The sequence below is a fragment of the Kribbella sp. CWNU-51 genome (assembly GCF_054073265.1).
Genome location: NZ_JBSXMZ010000033.1, coordinates 33,931 through 52,447 on the forward strand (window position 1 = coordinate 33,931; position 18,517 = coordinate 52,447).

The 18,517-nt window shown below is 68.9% G+C and carries 14 protein-coding genes; 10 read left to right on the plus strand and 4 right to left on the minus strand.

Annotated features, from left to right (window positions below; translation table 11 throughout):
- Positions 1-28 precede the first annotated feature (28 nt).
- Positions 29-3,181: a penicillin acylase family protein gene (locus ACXC9Q_RS30050; protein WP_457059991.1), complete on the minus strand. Its 3,153-nt coding sequence runs from the start codon at positions 3,179-3,181 to the stop codon at positions 29-31.
- Positions 3,182-3,301: 120 nt separating this feature from the next.
- On the opposite strand from ACXC9Q_RS30050, the gene ACXC9Q_RS30055 reads away from it, so the two are divergent.
- Entirely contained in the window at positions 3,302-4,390 is a 1,089-nt protein-coding gene (locus tag ACXC9Q_RS30055; RefSeq protein WP_457059992.1) for an aminotransferase class V-fold PLP-dependent enzyme, read from the plus strand.
- A gap of 54 nt (positions 4,391-4,444) precedes the next feature.
- Here the strand turns inward: ACXC9Q_RS30055 and ACXC9Q_RS30060 are convergent, their stop codons facing one another.
- Entirely contained in the window at positions 4,445-6,385 is a 1,941-nt protein-coding gene (locus tag ACXC9Q_RS30060) for a DEAD/DEAH box helicase (RefSeq protein ID WP_457059993.1), read from the minus strand.
- Between the two features lie 412 nt (positions 6,386-6,797).
- On the opposite strand from ACXC9Q_RS30060, the gene soxR reads away from it, so the two are divergent.
- The 3 genes from soxR (at position 6,798) to ACXC9Q_RS30075 (ending at position 8,738) form a co-directional block, all read left to right on the plus strand.
- Positions 6,798-7,271, plus strand: a complete 474-nt coding sequence (soxR, locus tag ACXC9Q_RS30065) for a redox-sensitive transcriptional activator SoxR (RefSeq protein ID WP_457059994.1) — start codon at positions 6,798-6,800, stop codon at positions 7,269-7,271.
- A 189-nt stretch (positions 7,272-7,460) separates the two neighbouring features.
- Positions 7,461-8,156: a snapalysin gene (gene snpA / locus ACXC9Q_RS30070; RefSeq protein ID WP_457059995.1), complete on the plus strand. Its 696-nt coding sequence runs from the start codon at positions 7,461-7,463 to the stop codon at positions 8,154-8,156.
- A gap of 102 nt (positions 8,157-8,258) precedes the next feature.
- Complete coding sequence (locus tag ACXC9Q_RS30075) at positions 8,259-8,738, plus strand: hypothetical protein (RefSeq protein ID WP_457059996.1); 480 nt, start codon at positions 8,259-8,261, stop codon at positions 8,736-8,738.
- Here the strand turns inward: ACXC9Q_RS30075 and ACXC9Q_RS30080 are convergent.
- Complete coding sequence (locus ACXC9Q_RS30080) at positions 8,735-9,772, minus strand: LacI family DNA-binding transcriptional regulator (protein WP_457059997.1); 1,038 nt, start codon at positions 9,770-9,772, stop codon at positions 8,735-8,737. The two genes, ACXC9Q_RS30075 and ACXC9Q_RS30080, sit on opposite strands and share 4 nt — an antisense overlap.
- A gap of 205 nt (positions 9,773-9,977) precedes the next feature.
- Here ACXC9Q_RS30080 and ACXC9Q_RS30085 point away from each other — a divergent pair, with 205 nt between their 5' ends.
- Complete coding sequence (locus tag ACXC9Q_RS30085) at positions 9,978-11,057, plus strand: ABC transporter ATP-binding protein (RefSeq protein WP_457059998.1); 1,080 nt, start codon at positions 9,978-9,980, stop codon at positions 11,055-11,057.
- Between the two features lie 62 nt (positions 11,058-11,119).
- Here the strand turns inward: ACXC9Q_RS30085 and ACXC9Q_RS30090 are convergent, their stop codons facing one another.
- The gene (locus ACXC9Q_RS30090; protein WP_457059999.1) at positions 11,120-12,100 is read right to left on the minus strand and encodes a glycosyltransferase family 2 protein; all 981 of its coding nucleotides are present in this window, start codon (positions 12,098-12,100) and stop codon (positions 11,120-11,122) included.
- A gap of 33 nt (positions 12,101-12,133) precedes the next feature.
- Between ACXC9Q_RS30090 and ACXC9Q_RS30095 the strand changes: the two genes are divergently transcribed.
- The 5 genes from ACXC9Q_RS30095 (at position 12,134) to ACXC9Q_RS30115 (ending at position 18,414) form a co-directional block, all read left to right on the plus strand.
- On the plus strand, positions 12,134-14,611 hold the full coding sequence (locus ACXC9Q_RS30095) for a YfhO family protein (protein WP_457060000.1): 2,478 nt from the start codon (positions 12,134-12,136) through the stop codon (positions 14,609-14,611).
- Positions 14,612-14,744: 133 nt separating this feature from the next.
- Positions 14,745-15,050 carry a metal-sensitive transcriptional regulator gene (locus ACXC9Q_RS30100; protein WP_405071092.1) on the plus strand — a complete coding sequence of 102 codons (306 nt, stop codon included), beginning with the start codon at positions 14,745-14,747 and terminating at the stop codon, positions 15,048-15,050.
- Positions 15,051-15,068: 18 nt separating this feature from the next.
- Positions 15,069-15,287, plus strand: coding sequence for a heavy-metal-associated domain-containing protein (locus ACXC9Q_RS30105; RefSeq protein WP_328524121.1), 219 nt, complete (start codon positions 15,069-15,071; stop codon positions 15,285-15,287).
- Positions 15,284-16,183, plus strand: coding sequence for a hypothetical protein (locus ACXC9Q_RS30110; RefSeq protein ID WP_457060001.1), 900 nt, complete (start codon positions 15,284-15,286; stop codon positions 16,181-16,183). The genes ACXC9Q_RS30105 and ACXC9Q_RS30110 overlap by 4 nt, the downstream gene beginning before the upstream one ends.
- Positions 16,180-18,414, plus strand: a complete 2,235-nt coding sequence (locus ACXC9Q_RS30115; RefSeq protein WP_457060002.1) for a heavy metal translocating P-type ATPase — start codon at positions 16,180-16,182, stop codon at positions 18,412-18,414. The genes ACXC9Q_RS30110 and ACXC9Q_RS30115 overlap by 4 nt, the downstream gene beginning before the upstream one ends.
- The last annotated feature ends 103 nt before the right edge of the window (positions 18,415-18,517 follow it).

An 18,517-nucleotide genomic window follows, 5' to 3' on the forward strand; every position in this document is an offset into this window, starting at 1 on the left:
AGGCCTGTGGTGCTCACTGACGACAGTGTCATTGACGGTAGGCCTGAAGCTCATACAGCGAGTACCCGTACGACGTCGCCCGCTGCGTCCCGGTGACCCTGACATACCGCGCCGGAACGGCGCCGAACCGCAGCACATCCTCGCCCCCGTTCCCGGTTGTCGTCGCGTACACCGGCTGCCAGTTCGTCCCGTCCCGTGACACCTCCACCCGGTAGGACGTCGCGTACGCCGCCTCCCAGTTCAGCACCACCCGCCCGACCGGCTGCTCGTTGCCGAGGTCAACCTTCAGCCACTGCGGGTCCGACCAGTCGCTCGCCCACCGAGTGTCGAGCTTCCCGTCGACCGCCTGCGCCGGCGGGGAGTTGAACCACCCCGTCTCGTAGCTGCTCGCCGTCGCGGTCTTCCCGGCGGCGAGATTGCTGACATCGTCACCACGCCGCGCCGGGAACTCGACCACCTGCTGGTACGTCGGCCGGTTGACCCACGCAATGCGGTCCTGGGTGATCCCACCCATCGGCTGGTGCACGATCTGGTCCGCGCAGAACTGGTCGCCCGCCGCACAGTCCACGGTCGCCGGGTACGTCGTCGCCGCCGGCACCTTGGTTGCCGCCAGCAAGGAGTCCGTGAGCACCGACCGGCACGCGACGAGCGAACCACCGCCGCAGAACGTGACCGGCTGTGGTGTCTTCACCGGATCCCCGAGCACCTTGCGCAGGTCGCGCTGAACGAAACCCCACCACCCGCTCTGGAACGCGGAGCCCTGCGCACTCGGCCGCTCGTCGATCTTCAGGTTCGCGACCAGAGCGCCGTACAGATCGGGCCCGAGGTCTTTGAACTCGGCCGGGACCAGCAGCGGCCACCAGGCGTCGAGGATCCGGATCGCGTCGGCGTTGCCGTACGTCTTCGAGGACGCGTTCGGCGTCTTGCGGTGACTGCCGGCCTGCTGCCACGCGGTGAGCTTGGCGACCGCGTCGGCGACGGCCGGATCTGTGATCGGGGCTGACTTCAGTACCCGAAGTAGGTAAGGCAGCACCTGATCACCCCGGAGGTCGACGGTGGCAGTGTCCTCCATCGCCTCCACCAACGTGCCGCGGGTGAATTTCTGGCCGCTGTTGATGACCGCCTTGATCCGGTCGTCGAGCGGCTGGCTGCGATAGACCGAGTTGTATCCCCACTGACCGTCGGACGCGGAGAATCCGGGCGCCTGCTTGTTGTTCCAGCTGGTCAGGTAGTCCTGGTTGACGACCTGCGGGTGCTGCGCGGGCGGGGTGTACGTGGCTCGATTGGTCACCGGGTTCCAGCCCTGCCACTCGAAGGAGCTCCAGGTCGGCAGGTTCGGATCGGCGCCGGCCGCGCGGACCGGGTTGTCACCGGAGTTGAAGTACGCGATCGAGGACTTGTCCGTATAGAACCAGTTGAACGTGTAGCCGATGTTGGCCGCGGCCTGCTGGAAGTCGGCCGCCGAGTGGATCCGGTCGGGGTCGTTGAACTGCATGAAGCCCAGCGCGGACCCGGCCTCGTTCCCGTACGTCGACCGGTTCTTGGTGAACACCACCGGGCGGCCGCCGACCGTGCCGCGATCCGTGACGATCCCGTACTTGGTGCGCAGGGCAACCAGCGTGTAGGACCCGGCCGGCTCCGACGACCCGAGGCTGGAGTACCACGCGTTGTGCCGCTCGAGCCGCTCGATCGGGACACACTGCCCACGGAACTCGTAGTACTGCGAGTTCTTCGTCGGCGTCCCGCCGCCCGGCTCACACAGCGGAACGGCGAAGGTGTCGGTGATGTCCTGCCCTGCCGACGTCGCGCTCCACGAGTAGTCGGGGCCGCGCCCGATCAGTGTGTAGAAGTTGAGCCCGGCGAACGCGATGCCGCGCGAGCTGACGCCCGGCCCTTGGAGCTCTTGGCGCATGAGCAACTGGGGCGCGAAGTAGCCGGTCTGTGGGCCGTAGACCGCGACCGGGTTTCCGCTCTCGGTGTGTGCGCCTGAGACGAGCAACGCGTTCGACATGCCCTTCTTTCCGAAGCCCTCGGGGAACAGGCCGCCATCGAAGATCCCCTGGAGCGCTTCCGAGCCCTTCGGTGCAGGCTTGGCCGCGGCCTTGGCGTTGACGGTCTGGTCGATCACCTCGGGCTCGGGAGTGACCGAGCCACGGTCCGGCATCGCGCGACCAGCCGGGTCCGGACCGGTCGTGCCGTACGGGAACGTCGTACCGTTGTGCACCGTCGTACTGGCTTCCGGGTCGTTCTGCGAGCGGAACGACTCCCACACCTTGGTGCCTTCGGCAACGCCGTACTTCGCCTGTGCCTCGAGCAACGCCGAGGCCGACGTGACTTCCTGGCCGCCGCCGGTGCCGAAGATTCCCGCGACCACAGCGGCCGTGGCGACCACGTCGGTCACCTTCCACGGCTGGGTCGGCCAGTCGAGGCCGAGCGCGACGTACTCACCGGGGTAGGCGATGCCGACCGTGTTGATGTAGTTGTTGACGCCGTCCACCCAGGCCTGGATGTCCTGCTGCATCTTCGCGCCGTCAGCGCCATACAACTCGTCGGCGTCGTCGTACTGCCGCTGCAGATCGGCTTCCGTGTACGGCGCGGTCCGCCAGAACTCCTGCTCGAACGCGCGGTTCGCCGCCGCACCACCCGCGAACGGGGTCAGCTGACCGCGGCCGAGGTGCCGGAACACGTCCATCACGAACAGCCGGTCCTGCGCCCCGGCGTACCCCGCGCCGAACATCACGCCCTGCCGGGTGGTGCCGGTGATGTGCGGGATGCCGCGGGACTTGTCCCGCACAATCGTCACGTCGGCGCGCGGGTGGATCGTGCTCGCGACGTCGCCCGGTTTCACCCCGAACGACGAGTCGTCGTAGTACGGCGCGAGGCCGTCGTCGGTGATGCCTTGCGAGTTCCAGACCAGGTCCTGGTACGGCTTCACGGTGTCGCTGAAATGGGCCGGTCTGATCCCCAAAGCCTTGAAAGCAAGGAGATCCGTGAAGGTCGCGTTGCCGTTCTGCCCGGGCGGCAGGATGTCGCGGCACTGTCCGGCGCAGTAGTCGGCCGGGGTGGCGGCGGCCGCTTCCGGCGTCGCTTGGGTGGGGGTCGGCAGTGCGGCCAGGACGGCGGTGACCGCCAGCGCTGCGATCGTACGAAGGGCGCGGGTTCTGGGTGCGGGGCGGGGCACGGAATCCTCCCTTGGTCGGGGTGAAAATGAGAATGACTCACCAGTAGCTTCGGGTCAAGAGGTCGGATTGGCTCAGGTACTGTCCAAGTACTCACAGTGACCACTACTGTGAGCAGCACCATGAGCATCCATGAGCGTTATCGGTTGAGTGTGGTGATCAACGCCAAGGGGACTTTCACGCCACTGGGGGTGTCGCGGAGTTCCGACGGGGTGGCGACGGCCGTCGCACAGGCATTGCCCGAATTCTTCGTGATGGACGAGCTCGGCGACCGCGCCAGCGAGGCCATCGCCCAGGTGACCGGCGCGCAGGCGGGCGCGGTCGTCCACTGCACCGCGGCCGGCATCACGCTCGCGGTCGCGGCCACCATGACCGGCGGTGACTCGCGCCGGATCGCGGCGTTGCCGGACGCAACGGACATGCACCACCGGGTCGTGATGCCGGCCTGTCACGTGGTCGACTACGGGCATTCCAACCTGCAGGGCATCCGGCTGGCCGGCGCCCAGGTGGATCTGGCCGGCGACGAAACCCGTTGCAGCATTGGGGATCTGGAGGAGGAGCTCGACGGTCCGGACGTCAGTTGCCTGTTCCTGGTCTCGTCCCGGCTGACGCAGGGTGAGCCGCTCGACCTGGTCGCCGCCGTACGGGCCGCACACCGTCGCGGCGTCCCGGCGATCATCGACGGCGCCGCCCAGTTCCCGCGGATCGCGGACCTGCTGGCAACCGGCGCGGACCTGGTGCTGGTCAGCGGACAGAAGTACCTCGGCTCCCCCACCGCCGGCCTGGTCGCCGGCACCTGGCCGCTGGTCCAGGCGGTGCGCGCGCAGGAGAAGGGCATCGGCCGGGTGATGAAGCCGACCAAGGAGGCCATCATCGGCGTCATCGCGGCGCTCGAGGAGTGGCAGGCCCTCGATCGGATGAAGTGGGAAGCCGACGAGCTGGCCAAGGTGCTCGCGTTCGCCGAGGCGACCGCACGGATCCCGGAGGTGTCGGCCGAGGTGGTCCGGGATCCGACCGGCTTGCAGGTGTCGCGCGTGCTGCTGAAGGTGAAGGACGCCAAGCGGGTCGCGACCGAACTCGAGGCCGGCGTGCCGCCGATCTACGTGATGACCGACCGGGTCGCCGACGACGAGTTGATGCTCGAACTGATTCCGCTCGACGAGGACGAGATCGCGACCGTTCTGGCCAGGCTCTGGGCGATCCTCACCTAGGCAAAAGGCCCGGCTCCCCTTGAATTACAGGAGAACCGGGCCCTTTCAGTTACCTCAGTGCTGGTAGGACTTCCGCTCGGTACGACGGGGTCCGTTGCTGCCGCGGCTGCCCGGACGGCCGCTGCCGTAGCGCTTGCCGCCCTTGCCGCCGCCCTTGGAGAACCGCTGCGGCTTCGGGGCCGGCAGCTTCACCGGGTAGCCGGACGGCTTGGTGCCGCCGGTCAGCTCGGTGACCAGGTCGTCGCCCGGACGGGCCCGAACCGGCTCGGCCTTGACGCCGGCGGTCTCGGCCATCCGGATCATCCCGCGCCGCTGGTGCGGCAGAAGGAGCGTGACGACGGCGCCCTTGCCACCGGCGCGCGCCGTCCGGCCGGCACGGTGCAGGTAGTCCTTGTGCTCGGCCGGCGGGTCGGCCTGAACCACCAGGCCGACGTCGTCGACGTGAATACCCCGGGCCGCCACATCCGTTGCCACGAGCACCGGCACGGACCCGTCCTTGAACTGGTCCAGCGTCCGGTTCCGGACACCCTGGGTCAGGCCGCCGTGCAGCGCCGCGGCCATCACGCCACGGTCGCGCAGCTGGGTGGCGACGCGGTCGGCGCCTAGCTTGGTGCGGACGAACACAATGGTCCGGCCGTCGCGGCTGGCCAGCTCGGCCGTCAGCGACTGCTTGTGCCCCGGCTCGATCACCAGCAGGTGGTGCTCCATCGTGCTCACCGAGGCCTGGCCGGACTCGGTCGAGTGCTGCACCGGGTCCTTCAGGTAGGTCTTCACGATCTTGTCGACGTCGTTGTCCAGCGTCGCCGAGAACAGCAGGCGCTGGCCTTCCGGCGGCGTCATGTCGAGCAGCGTGGTGACCGCCGGCATGAAGCCCATGTCGCACATGTGATCGGCCTCGTCGAGGACGGCGATCTCCACCGCGCCGAGGTCGGCCGCGCCCTGCTCGCACAGGTCGATCAGCCGGCCCGGCGTCGCGATCAGCAGGTCGACACCGCGGCGAAGCGCGTCGATCTGCTTCGGGTACGGCAGACCGCCGGCGATCAGCTTGATCGACACGTTCATCACGTGCGCCAGCGGCTCGAGCGCGTCGTGCACCTGCATGGCGAGCTCACGCGTCGGGACCAGTACGACGCCGCGCGGCCGGCGCGACTCCGTGTGGCCACCGGCCAGACGCATCAGCGTCGGCAGACCGAAACCGAGCGTCTTGCCCGAGCCGGTCTGACCGCGGCCGAGGACGTCCCGGCCGGCCAGCGCATCCGGGATGGTCGCGGTCTGGATCGGGAACGGGGTGGTGATCCCGTCCCGCGCCAGCCGCTGCACCAGCCGCGGCGCCAGGCCGAGTGCGGCGAACTGGTTGTCCGCAGCAACGGTCCCCAGGTCGATCGGCTCGTCCCGCTTGGTCTCGGTGAACGACGGACGCTCCCGCCGCTCGTACTGCTTGTCGTCCCGCCGGTACGGCGCCCGCTCACTCCGCTCGAACTTCGGCCGGTCGGCACGGTCGTACTGCGGCCGGTCGCTCCGCTCGAACTTGGGCCGGTCAGCGCGGTCGTACTGCGGCCGGTCGCTCCGCTCGAACTTCGGGCGATCGGTGCGGTCGTACTGCGGGCGGTCGGTGCGGTTGGTCTGCGGGCGGTCGCCGTACTGCGTCCGCTCACCACGGTCGGTGCGGGTGCGGTCGCCGTACTGCGGACGGTCGTCGCGGTTGTAACGCGCCGGCTGGGTCGCGCGCTCGGCGCGGTAGCCCTTCACCGGGCGACGGTCGTTGTCGGACCGGCTGCCGGTGCGGGCGCCGCGGTCGGAGTACTGCGACGGGCCGCCGCGGCGCTCACCGCGGGCAGCGTCGTTCCGCACCTCGCCGGTCGGCGTGGCGGCTGCCTCCGCGGCCATCCGCTCGCCGAATGACTCGTTCTGGAACTTCTTGTGCCGCGGCTTCTTGATCCGTCCGTCGGCCTGCTCGCCGGCGGTCGGCTGATTGTCCTGGTGGTGCTGGGTCACGCAAACTCTCTCTCAACGTCACGGACGAATGGCCGGATCGCAACCGCACGCGAGCGCCGGTCACGGACGTGACCGGACGGAACGTGCTGAGCAGGAGACGGGCATCGACCTGCGGGTGCATATCGCGTTGCACCCATGTCGCCGGGAACCTTCAGCGGGATGCTGAAACCGACGGGTCGGAGCGCCTGGGGAAAAACTCTGGTGACGCGACGCGCGCACCGACGCTAAAAGTATACCCGACTCGCACCCCTCCCCCGACCACCCCGCCGTCCACCAGACCACCCACCCCACTGGTGTTCCACCTTGAGCACCCACCAACCACGAAACCGGTGTTCAGATGGTTGCCCCGTGCACAAGGTGGCGGCAGTTCAAGTGGGCTTGAGTTTCTGGTGCCTCGTCCTAGGGTGGCCTTATGGGAGAGGTGAATGTCCCCAGCAAGGAGCATTGGCTCTCGATCGGGGAGATCGCACAGCGGTCCGGAGTGGCGGCATCGGCGTTGCGGTTCTACGAGGATCAGGGCCTGATCGACTCGCGGCGGACGGCCGGCAACCAGCGGCAGTACCAGCGCAGCACGTTGCGGCGGATCGCGTTCGTCCAGGCGGCCCAGCGGGTCGGCCTCGCGCTCGCCGAGATCAAGGAGGCGCTGGACTCGCTGCCCGGCGACCGGACCCCGACCCGGGCGGACTGGAGCCGGTTGTCGAAGGCGTGGCGCAGCCGGCTCGACGAGCGGATCTCCGAGCTCGAGCGGCTCCGCGACGACCTCGACAGCTGCATCGGCTGCGGCTGCCTCAGCCTCCAGCGCTGCAACCTCTACAACAAGGCCGACCGCCTGGCCGAACGCGGCCCCGGCGCCCGCCTCCTCAACGTCGGCATCCCCGGCGAGTGAGCTGACCGGAGGCGTTCGGGTCATACCGGTCCGGTTATGACCGGCATAGAACGGACGCTGTGATTCGCGGGTTATCCCCAGGGTTTTCCGCGACCGGGTGCGCAGAGCCCGGACTCTTGGCAGCATCCGGGGGTAGCGAACGGTAATCCGCCCGTCGCTATCCGCCACCGACCCGGAGTGAGGCCCTCCATGTCGCATCGCCGTATCCTGAGTTCGCTCGCGGGGCTCGCCGCCGCAGCCCTGGCCGTCCCCGCCTTCGCCGCCCCCGCCTTCACCGGCACCACCGCCTCGGCACCGGCCACCGACTCGTCCGTCTCGACCGCCGCCAGCCGGGCCGCGTACGTCGGTTCGCCGCAGGACGAGGCGGCCACCAAGGCGTTCTACGACGCCGTGATGAAGTCCGCCCAGGCCAAGATGGCGCAGCAGGCCAAGGCCGGCCGCAAGGTCACGGCCGTCACCGTCACGTACGCCGTCGACGCGCCGAGCTTCCAGTCCCAGATCAACTCGAGCACATCGATCTGGAACTCCTCGGTCAGCAACGTCAAGCTGGTCGAGGGCAGCAACTACGACTTCTACTACACCGAGGGCAACGACCCGCGCGGCTCGTACGCGTCCACCGACGGCCACGGCAGCGGCTACGTCTTCCTCGACTACGCCCAGGCGCAGCAGTACGACCCGACCCGGATCACCGCCCACGAGACCGGCCACGTGCTCGGCCTGCCCGACCACTACACCGGCCCCTGCTCCGAACTGATGTCGGGCGGCGGCCCCGGCCCGTCCTGCACCAACCCCTACCCCGACGCCACCGAGCGCTCCAAGGTGAACGCCCTCTGGGCCAACGGCAAGACCAGCCTCCCGGCTGCAGCCTTCCACATCTCCAGGTAACCACCCACCCGAGGCCTCCGGCCCGGAACCCGCCCGGCAGGGGACGGGCTTCCGGGCCGGAGCTCTGAGTACGACGACCCTCCCGCCTCCTACTCTGACCCCGTGCGTAGGTGGGTGGGGATCTGGGGCGCCGCGGCAGCCTGTTGTGTGGGCCTGACCAGCTGCGCGGTGCCGCCGGGCGGAGTCGTCGGCGTGACGGTCGACGCCCAGGGCGCAGCTGTGATCGTCGTCCAGATGTGCGAGGGGCACATCGACGGTGCGACGCTGTACCGGGATGACGAGACGCTCGGCAAGTGGCAGGTCAGCTCTCCGGTGACCGGGTTCTCGCAGTTCACCCTGGACACCGGCGGGAACGGCTGGGCTGTGGTCGGGGAGCTCGAGGGGCGGGACCCGGAGCAGCAGTACACGATCTACGGGTGGTCGAACGACAACAGCTGGTCCGCGAACCACCTCGACTTCAGTGACCGGGAGCTGTCCGGGCTGAAGCCCGGCACCGTGCTCGTGCCGGAGCGCGAGCAGGAACGAAACAGGTCGGAGTCCCTCGAGGACTTCAAGACGAAGACCTGCGAGGACTGGACCTAGCGCGCCGGCCCGGTGGATCCCCGGACGACGAGCTCGGGCCGGAACAGGAACTCCGTGTGCGGCGTGGTGTGGCCGCGGACTTCTTCCAGCAAAGACTGGACGGCGGCGAGGGCCATGGATTGGACCGGCTGGCGGATGGTGGTCATCGGGGGGTCGGTGAACTCCATCATCGGGGCGTCGTCGTAGCCGACGACCGAGATGTCGGCGGGCACGGACAGGCCGCGCTGGCGGGCGGCGCGGATGACGCCGAGCGCCATCATGTCGGAGCCGCAGATGACCGCGCTGACCTGGGCGTCCAGCAACTGCTGGGCCGCCGCGGCGCCGCCCTCGACGCCGAACATGCTCAACGCGACCAACGGATGCAGGTCCTCGTCGGAGACGCCGAGCTGGGCCTTCATCGAGATGCGGTAGCCGGCCAGCTTGCGCTGCACCACGATGAACCGCTCCGGCCCGGACGCGAACCCGATCCGACGGTGGCCGAGGGCAACCAAATGCGAGACGGCCAGCTCCATCGCGGCGTACTCGTCGGACGACACGAACGGCGCCTCCACCCCGGGTAGCCAGCCGTTCACGAACACCACCGGCAGCCGGCGATCCACCAGCGCCTGGTAGCGGGCGTGGTCGGCGCCGGTGTCCGCGTGCAGGCCGGAGACGAAGATGATGCCGGACACACCGCGCTCCAGCAGCAGTTCGACGTACTCCTCCTCGGTCGCGCCGGACGGCGACTGCGTGCACAGCACCGGCGTGAAGCCGCGCTGCGACAGCGCCGACTCGATCACCTGGGCGAACGCCGGGAAGATCGGGTTGATCAGCTCCGGCATCACCAGCCCGATCAGGCCCGCCGACCGCCGCCGCAACCGGGTCGGCCGCTCGAACCCGAGGACGTCGAGGGCGGTCAGGACCGACTGTTTGGTCTCCTCCGCCACCCCCGGCTTGCCGTTCAGCACCCGTGAGACCGTCGCCTCGCTGACCCCCGCCTTGGCCGCGATGTCCGCCAGCCTCGCTCTACTGCTCACGCGGGGCACTGTACCCATCGGCGGTTGACGTTGCAGCAAGATCCTGCAAGAACTTGCAGACTGAGACTGCGCACAGTTGTCCACTACGTGAACAGAATGGACACGTCACACGCCGTACACCTTGTCAGGACGAGCGGGGCGGGCGAGGATGAACGCATCCCCGCCTGGGGGCCTTTACTCGGATCGTCCGGCACGTTCCTGCCGGTGAAGGGAAGTAATCGTCATGGCCACTGTGTCTTTCAAAGCGGCAACCCGGATCTACCCGGGTGGTGACACCCCCGCCGTCGACAAGCTCAACCTCGAGATCGAGGACGGCGAGTTCATGGTTCTCGTCGGCCCGTCGGGCTGCGGCAAGTCCACCTCGCTCCGGATGCTCGCCGGCCTCGAAGAGGTCAACGAGGGTTCCATCTACATCGGCGACCGCGACGTCACGCACCGTCCGCCGAAGGAGCGGGACATCGCGATGGTGTTCCAGAACTACGCGCTCTACCCGCACATGTCGGTCGCGGACAACATGGGCTTCGCGCTGAAGATGCAGGGTGTCTCCAAGGAGGACCGCGCCAAGCGGGTCATGGAAGCCGCCAAGCTGCTCGGCCTGGAGGAGTACCTGGAGCGCAAGCCGAAGGCTCTGTCCGGTGGTCAGCGTCAGCGTGTCGCCATGGGTCGCGCGATCGTGCGTAACCCGCAGGTCTTCCTGATGGACGAGCCGCTGTCCAACCTCGACGCCAAGCTGCGCGTGCAGACGCGTACCCAGATCGCCGAGCTGCAGAACCGCCTCGGCGTCACCACCGTCTACGTCACCCACGACCAGATCGAGGCCATGACGATGGGCGACCGGGTCGCCGTCCTGAAGGACGGCCTGCTCCAGCAGGTCGACACCCCGCTGAACCTCTACGACAACCCGAAGAACAAGTTCGTCGCGGGCTTCATCGGCTCGCCGGCGATGAACCTGCTCGACGCCGACATCACCGAGGGCGGCGCGAAGCTGGGCGACTACCTCATCCCGCTCCAGCGCAGCCTCCTGTCCAAGGCCGGCAGCGACAAGACCTTGACCCTGGGCGTCCGGCCGGAGGCGTTCACGGTCGCCGACCAGGGCCTGCCGGTCCACGTGGCCGTGGTCGAGGAACTCGGCGCCGACGCGTACCTGTACGGGACCGCGGAGCACAACGACGAGCACCAGCAGATCGTCGCCCGGATCGACGCCCGGATGCCGGTCGAGAAGGGCTCGACCATCCACCTGGCCGCCGACCCGGCCAAGCTGCACCTGTTCTCCACCTCCACCGAGGAGCGGCTGACCGCCTGATCGCCGGTACGACGCAACGCCGCGGCCCCGGGTGGTTCGTCCACCCGGGGCCGTCGCACGTTCTAGGGAAGCTGCCGGCTGCGCGAGGGCTGGGTGGCGGGGCGGTCGATCGGGTCGATGTTGCTCTGCTTGAGCAGGTAGTGCGGCCGATGCTTGGTCTCGTAGTAGATCCGGCCGATGTACTCGCCGATCACGCCGAGCATCACCATCTGCAGCCCGCCGAGCCCGGTGATCGCCGCGATCAGCGTGACGTACCCGGGCATCTCGACTCCGTTCAGGATCGCGTTCACGATCACCCAGACGGCGTACCCGGCGGCGACCGCGGTGAGCAGCAGGCCGACGTAGATCGCCAGCCGCAGCGGCCGGTTGTTGAACGACAGCAGCCCGTCCAGCCCGTACTCGAGCAGCCGCCGGAACGTCCACCGGCTCTTCCGGTCCGGCTGCTTCACGTTGTCGTACTCGAACAGGATCGACTCGAATCCGATCCAAGCGAACAGGCCCTTGGAGAACCGGTTGTACTCGCCCAGCTCCAGCAGCCCGTCGACCGCCCGCCGCGACAGCAGCCGGAAGTCGCCGACCCCGTCGACCAGCTCGACGTCGGCCCAGCGGTTGATCAGCCAGTAGTACGCCCGCGCGAACAGCGTCCGGGTCGCCGGGTCACCGGTCCGGGTCCGGCGCGCGATCACCTGGTCGAAGCCGCGCTCGTACTGCTCCAGCATCCGGCCGATCAGCTCCGGCGGGTGCTGCAGGTCGGCGTCCATGATCACCACCGCGTCGCCTCCCGCGTAGCGCAGGCCGGCCAGCATCGCGGCCTCCTTGCCGAAGTTGCGGCTGAAGGACAGGTAGCGGACCGCGTCGTCGACGGCGGCCAACTTCACCAGCTCGTCGAGCGTCCCATCAGTGCTGCCGTCGTCGACGTACACGATCTCGTACGGGCGGCCGGTCGCGACCAGCTCACGGCTGAGCGCCTCGTGGAACCGCGTGACCACCTCGACCTCGTTGTAACAGGGCACCACTAGGCTCAGGCGCATCGTTGTGCTCATATGCACCATCCAGGGCGAGCAGAGGGGCGGCCAGTGGGATCGGACGGCAGCACGGTACGACGGCGCTCGCCAGTACTGCCCGCGCTCGTCGCCGGCGTGCTGGTGGCGGCGGTGTTCATCGCCTCCGGAATCATCCGCGAAACCTACCCCTTCGGCTCACTGTCCCGCAGTACCAACGATCTTGGCACGCAGTACATCCCTTTCTTCGCCCATCTGTGGGACATCCTGCACGGTCGTGCCCAGGGCGACCTGCTGTTCAACTTCCAGAGCGCGTTCGGCGTCGGCTTCCTGGCCGACTACGGCGTCGACCTCGGCAGCCCATTGTCCCTGCTGGTGGGTCTGTTCCCGCGCGACCAGATCGACCTGGCGGTCTACGTCATCACCGTCCTCAAGCTCAGCCTGGCCGCGGCCGCCATGGCGGTCCTACTCCTGAAGATGCACAAAGGACCCCGTTGGGTTGCCGCGATCTTGGCAGCGTCGTACGGCGTCTGCGGCTGGGCGCTCGACGACGGGTCGTACGTGCCGATGTGGCTGGACGGCCTGATCGCCCTGCCGATGTTCTTCCTGGTGGCCGAATGGTCACTGCGCCGGACCAATCGGCTACTCAGTGTGCTGGTGGTCGCCGTCTTCTGGGTCTCCAACTTCTATACCGCCTACATGGCAACGATCGCGGCTGGGATCTTCCTGCTCGCTCGGGTGCTGACCAGTGACCTCAGCTGGCTGCTGCGGCTGCGGGCGGTGCTACGGCACGGCATCTCGTTCGTGCTCGGCCTGGCCCTGGCCGCGCCCCTCCTGCTACCGATCCTCACCGCCAACGACGTCGCAACGCCTTCGCCGTCCGGTGTGTTCAAGGCGTCGGCGATCGACCTGTTCCTGTCCCGCCTGCTCCCGCTGTCCGAGGGCGTCGGCCGGACCGCCAGCCTGTACGTCGGGACCGTCGCCCTGCTGCTCGCCCTGACGATGCCGTTCAACCGCCTCGTCCCGCTCCGGACCAAAGCGGTCTGGGTGGTGACGACGGTCCTGCTCACGCTCTCCTTGCGGTGGCCGCCGACGCAGGAGATCTGGCATGGCTTCGACACCCCGAACGGCAGCCAGTACCGCGAGGCCTTCGTGCTGTGCGGCGTGATCGTCGTCCTCGGCTGGCTGGCGGTCGCGTACGGCCTGCCCGGCCCGATCGCGGTGCTGTGCGGCGGCGCGCTGCTCGCCGTGATCGCGGTGGTGTCCGACGGCAGTCCCTTGCTGACCCGGCACGCGATGACCGTCCTGATCGTATCCGGGGCCGTGACTTTGGTTGCGTTCGGCACCATTTGGGCCGTCCGGCGGTCCGCGGCCCTGCGACGGACGAAGTGGCCGGTCGTTCTCGCCTTCGCCGTACTGATGGTCGTCGTCGCCGTGGAGACCACGTGGACCGCGGTGGTGACCGACGAGGAGCGCGCGAAGGCGCTCAGCGCGACGGAGGGCCCCTGGGACGCCGCGCAGACCAAGCGTCACGACACGGTCGCGGCGGCTCAGGACTGGCCGCAGTACCGGACCGAACCCGGGACGTCGATCACGCCGAACGATCCGATGCTGCTCGGAGGCCAGGGCGCCGGCCTCTACAGCAGTCTGCTGCCGTACACGCTCAACCAGACGCTGACCGATCTCGGCTTCGGCTGGTCCGGCTACGGCCGCGCTTCACACACGCTCGACAACCCGGTGACCGATGCGATCTTCGCGGTCGGGGCCAGGCTGCAACTGCGGGCCAGTGGCCCGACCATCCTCCGGTCGCAGGCACTCCCGCTCGTCACGGTCCGGCGGAATCTCGGCCTGACCGACACCTCGAGCGCCTACGCCGCACAGGAGCGGCTGCTCGGGACCAAGGTGTACGAGATCCCCGACTACAAGGGCACCCGGTTCGCCACCGGCACTGTGAAGCTGGTCGCGGCGTGCACGGCCGGGACGACCGCGTTCCTGTACCTCCCGCGGGTGGAGGGCCGGGCGCGGCTGGCCGACGGCGTCTGGCACGAGCTGTCCGCGACCCGCCGGCCCGGTATCAACACGAGCAGCGCGATGGTCCCGCTGGGCACGGTACCGAAGTCCGGCGTCGTCCTGATCGAGATCAACTTCGGCGACGCTCCGCAGGGCATCCCGCCGAAGGGAGCGGTCGGCTGTCTTGATCACCAAGCCTTGGCGAAGGTGGTCCGGCGGCTGCGAGCGAGCGGGGCGACGGACGTGGAGGCCGGCGGTCACTCGATCCGCGCGACGCTGCCGCCGGGCAGCAAGGGGTACGCCGTCGTGTCCGTGCCGCGGGTGTCCGGCTGGCAGTGCTCGGCCGGAGACGGGAAGGCCCAGACCCCACGCGATTACGGCGGTCTGGTCGCCGTACCCCTGACCGGCACTGCCGACCGGATCGAGTGCACGTTCATCCCGCCGGGCCTGCGGCGCGGCCTGGCGATCGGCGCCGCCTCCGCTGCGCTCACCCTCGGGATCGTGCTGTTCGGGTGGTGGCGGCGGCGACGCGTCAGGAGCTGACCTCGCGGCCCGGTCTCTGACCGGGACCGCCAAATACCCCCCATTGGTATCCGCGCAGGACTTGCACTGGATACCCATAGGGGGTACTTTCTGTGTGTCGACATACCCCCGAGGGGTAGATGAGGAGCTTGTGATGACCACCGACGCCGACGGCCACGTGCACGGATACACCGCCGAGAAGAGCAGCCACCTGAAGCGGCTGCGGCGGATCGAGGGCCAGATCCGCGGCCTGCAGCGGATGGTCGAGGAGGACAAGTACTGCATCGACATCCTCACCCAGGTGTCGGCCGCGACGAAGGCCTTGCAGTCGTTCTCGCTGGAGCTGCTCGACGAGCACCTCTCGCACTGCGTGGTCGAGGCCGCGCAGAAGGGCGGCGCCGAGGCTGAGGAGAAGGTCCGCGAGGCCTCCGACGCGATCGCCCGTCTCGTTCGTAGCTGAAACTCTCAAGGAGTCCATATGACCACCACCACCTACTCCGTCACCGGGATGACGTGCGGGCACTGCACCGCCGCCGTCACCGAGGAGCTGACCAAGCTTCCCGGCGTGCGGGAGGTCAGCATCGACCTGAACGCCGGCGGCACCTCCGCGGTGCACGTGACGAGCGAGTCCGTTCTCGAGGAGACCGCCGTACGCGAGGCCGTCGACGAGGCGGGCTACGAGCTGGCGGCGTCGTGAGCCGGGCCGCCGCGCTCCGGCTCGGCGCGTTCGCCGGTGCGCTCGCGCTGGCCTTCGGGGCGGCGTTCGCGATCGGCTCCGCGGTCGACCCGGTCGCGGCGGCCGATCCCGCGCCTGCCCCGGCGCACGGCAACGAGGAGATGGGTGGCATGGCGGAAGAAGCAGGACACGACGCGGGTGGGCAGCTGCCCGGGCTCGCGGTGTCCGACGCCGGCTACACATTGAGCCCGGCGACCACGTCCTTCCGGTCCGGCGCCAAGACCCAACTGCGCTTCACGATCCAGGGCCCCGATGGCAAGCCGGTGACGACGTACACCAAGACGCACGAGAAGGACCTGCACCTGATCGTGGTCCGGCGTGACCTGTCCGGCTTCCACCACGTGCATCCGACGATGGACGCGACGGGCGCCTGGAGCATCCCGTTCACCTTCACCACCGGCGGGACCTGGCGGCTGTACGCCGACTTCCAGCCGGCCGGCCTCGACAAGAAGCTGACCTTGGGCACCGACGTCAGCGTCTCCGGAAGCTTCACCCCGGCCCCACTGCCAAAGCCGGCCGGCACCGACAGCTTCAACGGGTACGACGTGACGCTCGAGGGCAATCCGGTCGCGGGACACGAGTCCGAGCTGAGGTTCCGGGTCAGTCGCAGCGGGAAGCCGGTCACGGACCTGCAGTCCTACCTGGGTGCGTTCGGCCACCTGGTGTCGTTGCGCAGTGGCGACCTCGCCTACCTGCACAACCACCCGGCGCAGCACGCCGAGCCCGGTATGAAGGGCGGGCCGTCGATCAGCTTCGGGACCACGTTCCCGACCGCGGGGACCTACCGGCTTTACCTCGACTTCCAGCACGTGGGTGCGGTGCACACCGCGGAGTTCACCGTGCGGGTGGGATCATGACCAACACAGAAACCGGCCGGTCTGTCGAGCTCATCATCGGCGGCATGACCTGCGCCTCGTGCGCCGCCCGCGTCGAGAAGAAGCTGAACCGGATGGACGGCGTCTCGGCGACCGTCAACTACGCCACCGAGAAGGCGAAGGTGACCTACTCGGACGGCATCAGCACCGACGACCTGGTCGCGACCGTCGAGAAGACCGGCTACACCGCGACGCTGCCGGCGCCGGCCGTTGCCGAGAGCAACGTTGCCGAACCCGACGAACTGAAGCCGCTGCGCGAGCGGCTGATCGCGAGCATCGTGCTGGCGATTCCGGTGATCGCGTTCGGGATGATCCCGGCCCTGCAGTTCGACTTCTGGCAGTGGGCGTCGCTGACGCTCGCCTTCCCGGTGGTGACGTGGGCGGCCTGGCCGTTCCACAAGGCCGCCTGGACCAACCTGCGGCATGCCGCCACCACGATGGACACCCTGATCTCGCTAGGCGTGGTGAGCTCGTTCCTCTGGTCGCTGTACGCGTTGTTCATCGGCGACGCCGGCCGGCCTGGGATGAAGATGCCGTTCACGCTGATCCCGTCCCGCGGCACCGGAGCCGAGGAGATCTACCTCGAGGTCGCGGTCGCCGTGACCGCGTTCATCCTGGCCGGGCGGTACTTCGAGGCCCGCGCCAAGCGCCGGTCGGGCGCCGCGCTGCACGCACTGCTGGAGCTCGGTGCGAAGGATGTCGCCGTACTGCGGAACGGTGCGGAGACCCGGATCCCGGCCGATCAACTGGTCGTGGGTGACGAGTTCGTCGTCCGGCCGGGCGAGAAGGTCGCGACCGACGGGGTGGTCGTGACCGGCAGCAGCGCGGTCGACGCGTCGATGCTGACCGGTGAGTCCGTACCGGTCGAGGTCAGTGAAGGTGACGCGGTCGTCGGTGCGACCGTGAACGCCGGTGGCCGGCTCGTCGTCCGGGCGACCCGGGTCGGAGCGGACACGCAGCTGGCCCAGATGGCCCGGCTGGTGGAGGACGCACAGAACGGGAAGGCCGCGGTGCAGCGGCTGGCGGACCAGGTGTCCGGATTCTTCGTGCCGATCGTGATCGGGCTGGCGCTGGCCACGCTGGGGTTCTGGCTCGGTAACGGTTCCCCGGTCGAGGTCGCGTTCACCGCGGCGGTCGCCGTACTGATCATCGCCTGCCCGTGTGCGCTCGGGCTGGCCACACCGACCGCGTTGATGGTCGGCACCGGGCGGGGTGCGCAGCTGGGCATCCTGATCAAGGGTCCGGAGGTGCTCGAGTCCACGCGCCGGGTGGACACCGTCGTACTGGACAAGACGGGCACCGTGACCACGGGCCGGATGGAGCTGGTCGACGTACTGCTGGCTCCTGGGCAGGAGCGGGCCGACGTACTGCGGCTGGCCGGGGCGCTGGAGCATTCCAGTGAGCACCCGATCGCGCAGGCCATCGCTCGTGGCGCGGCCGCCGAGGTCGGCCGGCTGCCCGATGCCGAGGACTTCGGGAACGTCGAGGGCCTTGGCGTCCAGGGCATCGTCGACGGTCACGCCGTACTCGTCGGGCGGACGCGGCTGCTGGAGGAGTGGAGTCAGCACCTGCCGGACAACCTCGCGCATGCGAAGGAGCACGCCGAGGCCGAGGGCAGTACGGCGGTCGCCGTCGGCTGGGACGGGACGGCGCGGGCCGTGCTGGTGGTCGCCGACACGGTCAAGCCGACGTCGTCGCAGGCGATCCGGGACCTTCGTGAGCTGGGTCTTCGGCCGGTCCTGTTGACCGGTGACAACGAGGCGGTAGCGACGAAGGTGGCCGCCGAGGTCGGTATCGACGAGGTGATCGCCGAGGTCTTGCCGGCCGACAAGGTCGACGCGGTGAAGAGGCTGCAGAGCGAAGGCCGGGTGGTCGCGATGGTCGGCGACGGCGTGAACGACGCGGCCGCCCTCGCCCAGGCCGACCTCGGCCTGAGCATGGGCACCGGCACCGATGTGGCGATCGAGGCCAGTGACCTGACCTTGGTTCGCGGCGACCTCCGCGCCGCCGCGGACGCCATCCGCCTGTCCCGCAGCACGCTGCGGACCATCAAGGGCAACCTGTTCTGGGCCTTCGCCTACAACGTGGCTGCGCTGCCGCTGGCCGCCGCCGGCCTGCTCAACCCCATGCTGGCCGGCGCCGCCATGGCCTTCAGCTCAGTCTTCGTCGTCTCCAACAGCCTCCGCCTGCGGCGCTTCCGTCCGCTGGGATGAGGGTGGCGGGGAAACTTCTGGTCGGCGAGATCAGGGGGTGGTCGCAACGCGGTGTAGGTCGTCGATGAGGAGGGTAGCGAACATTTCGCGGGGGGTGTGGTAG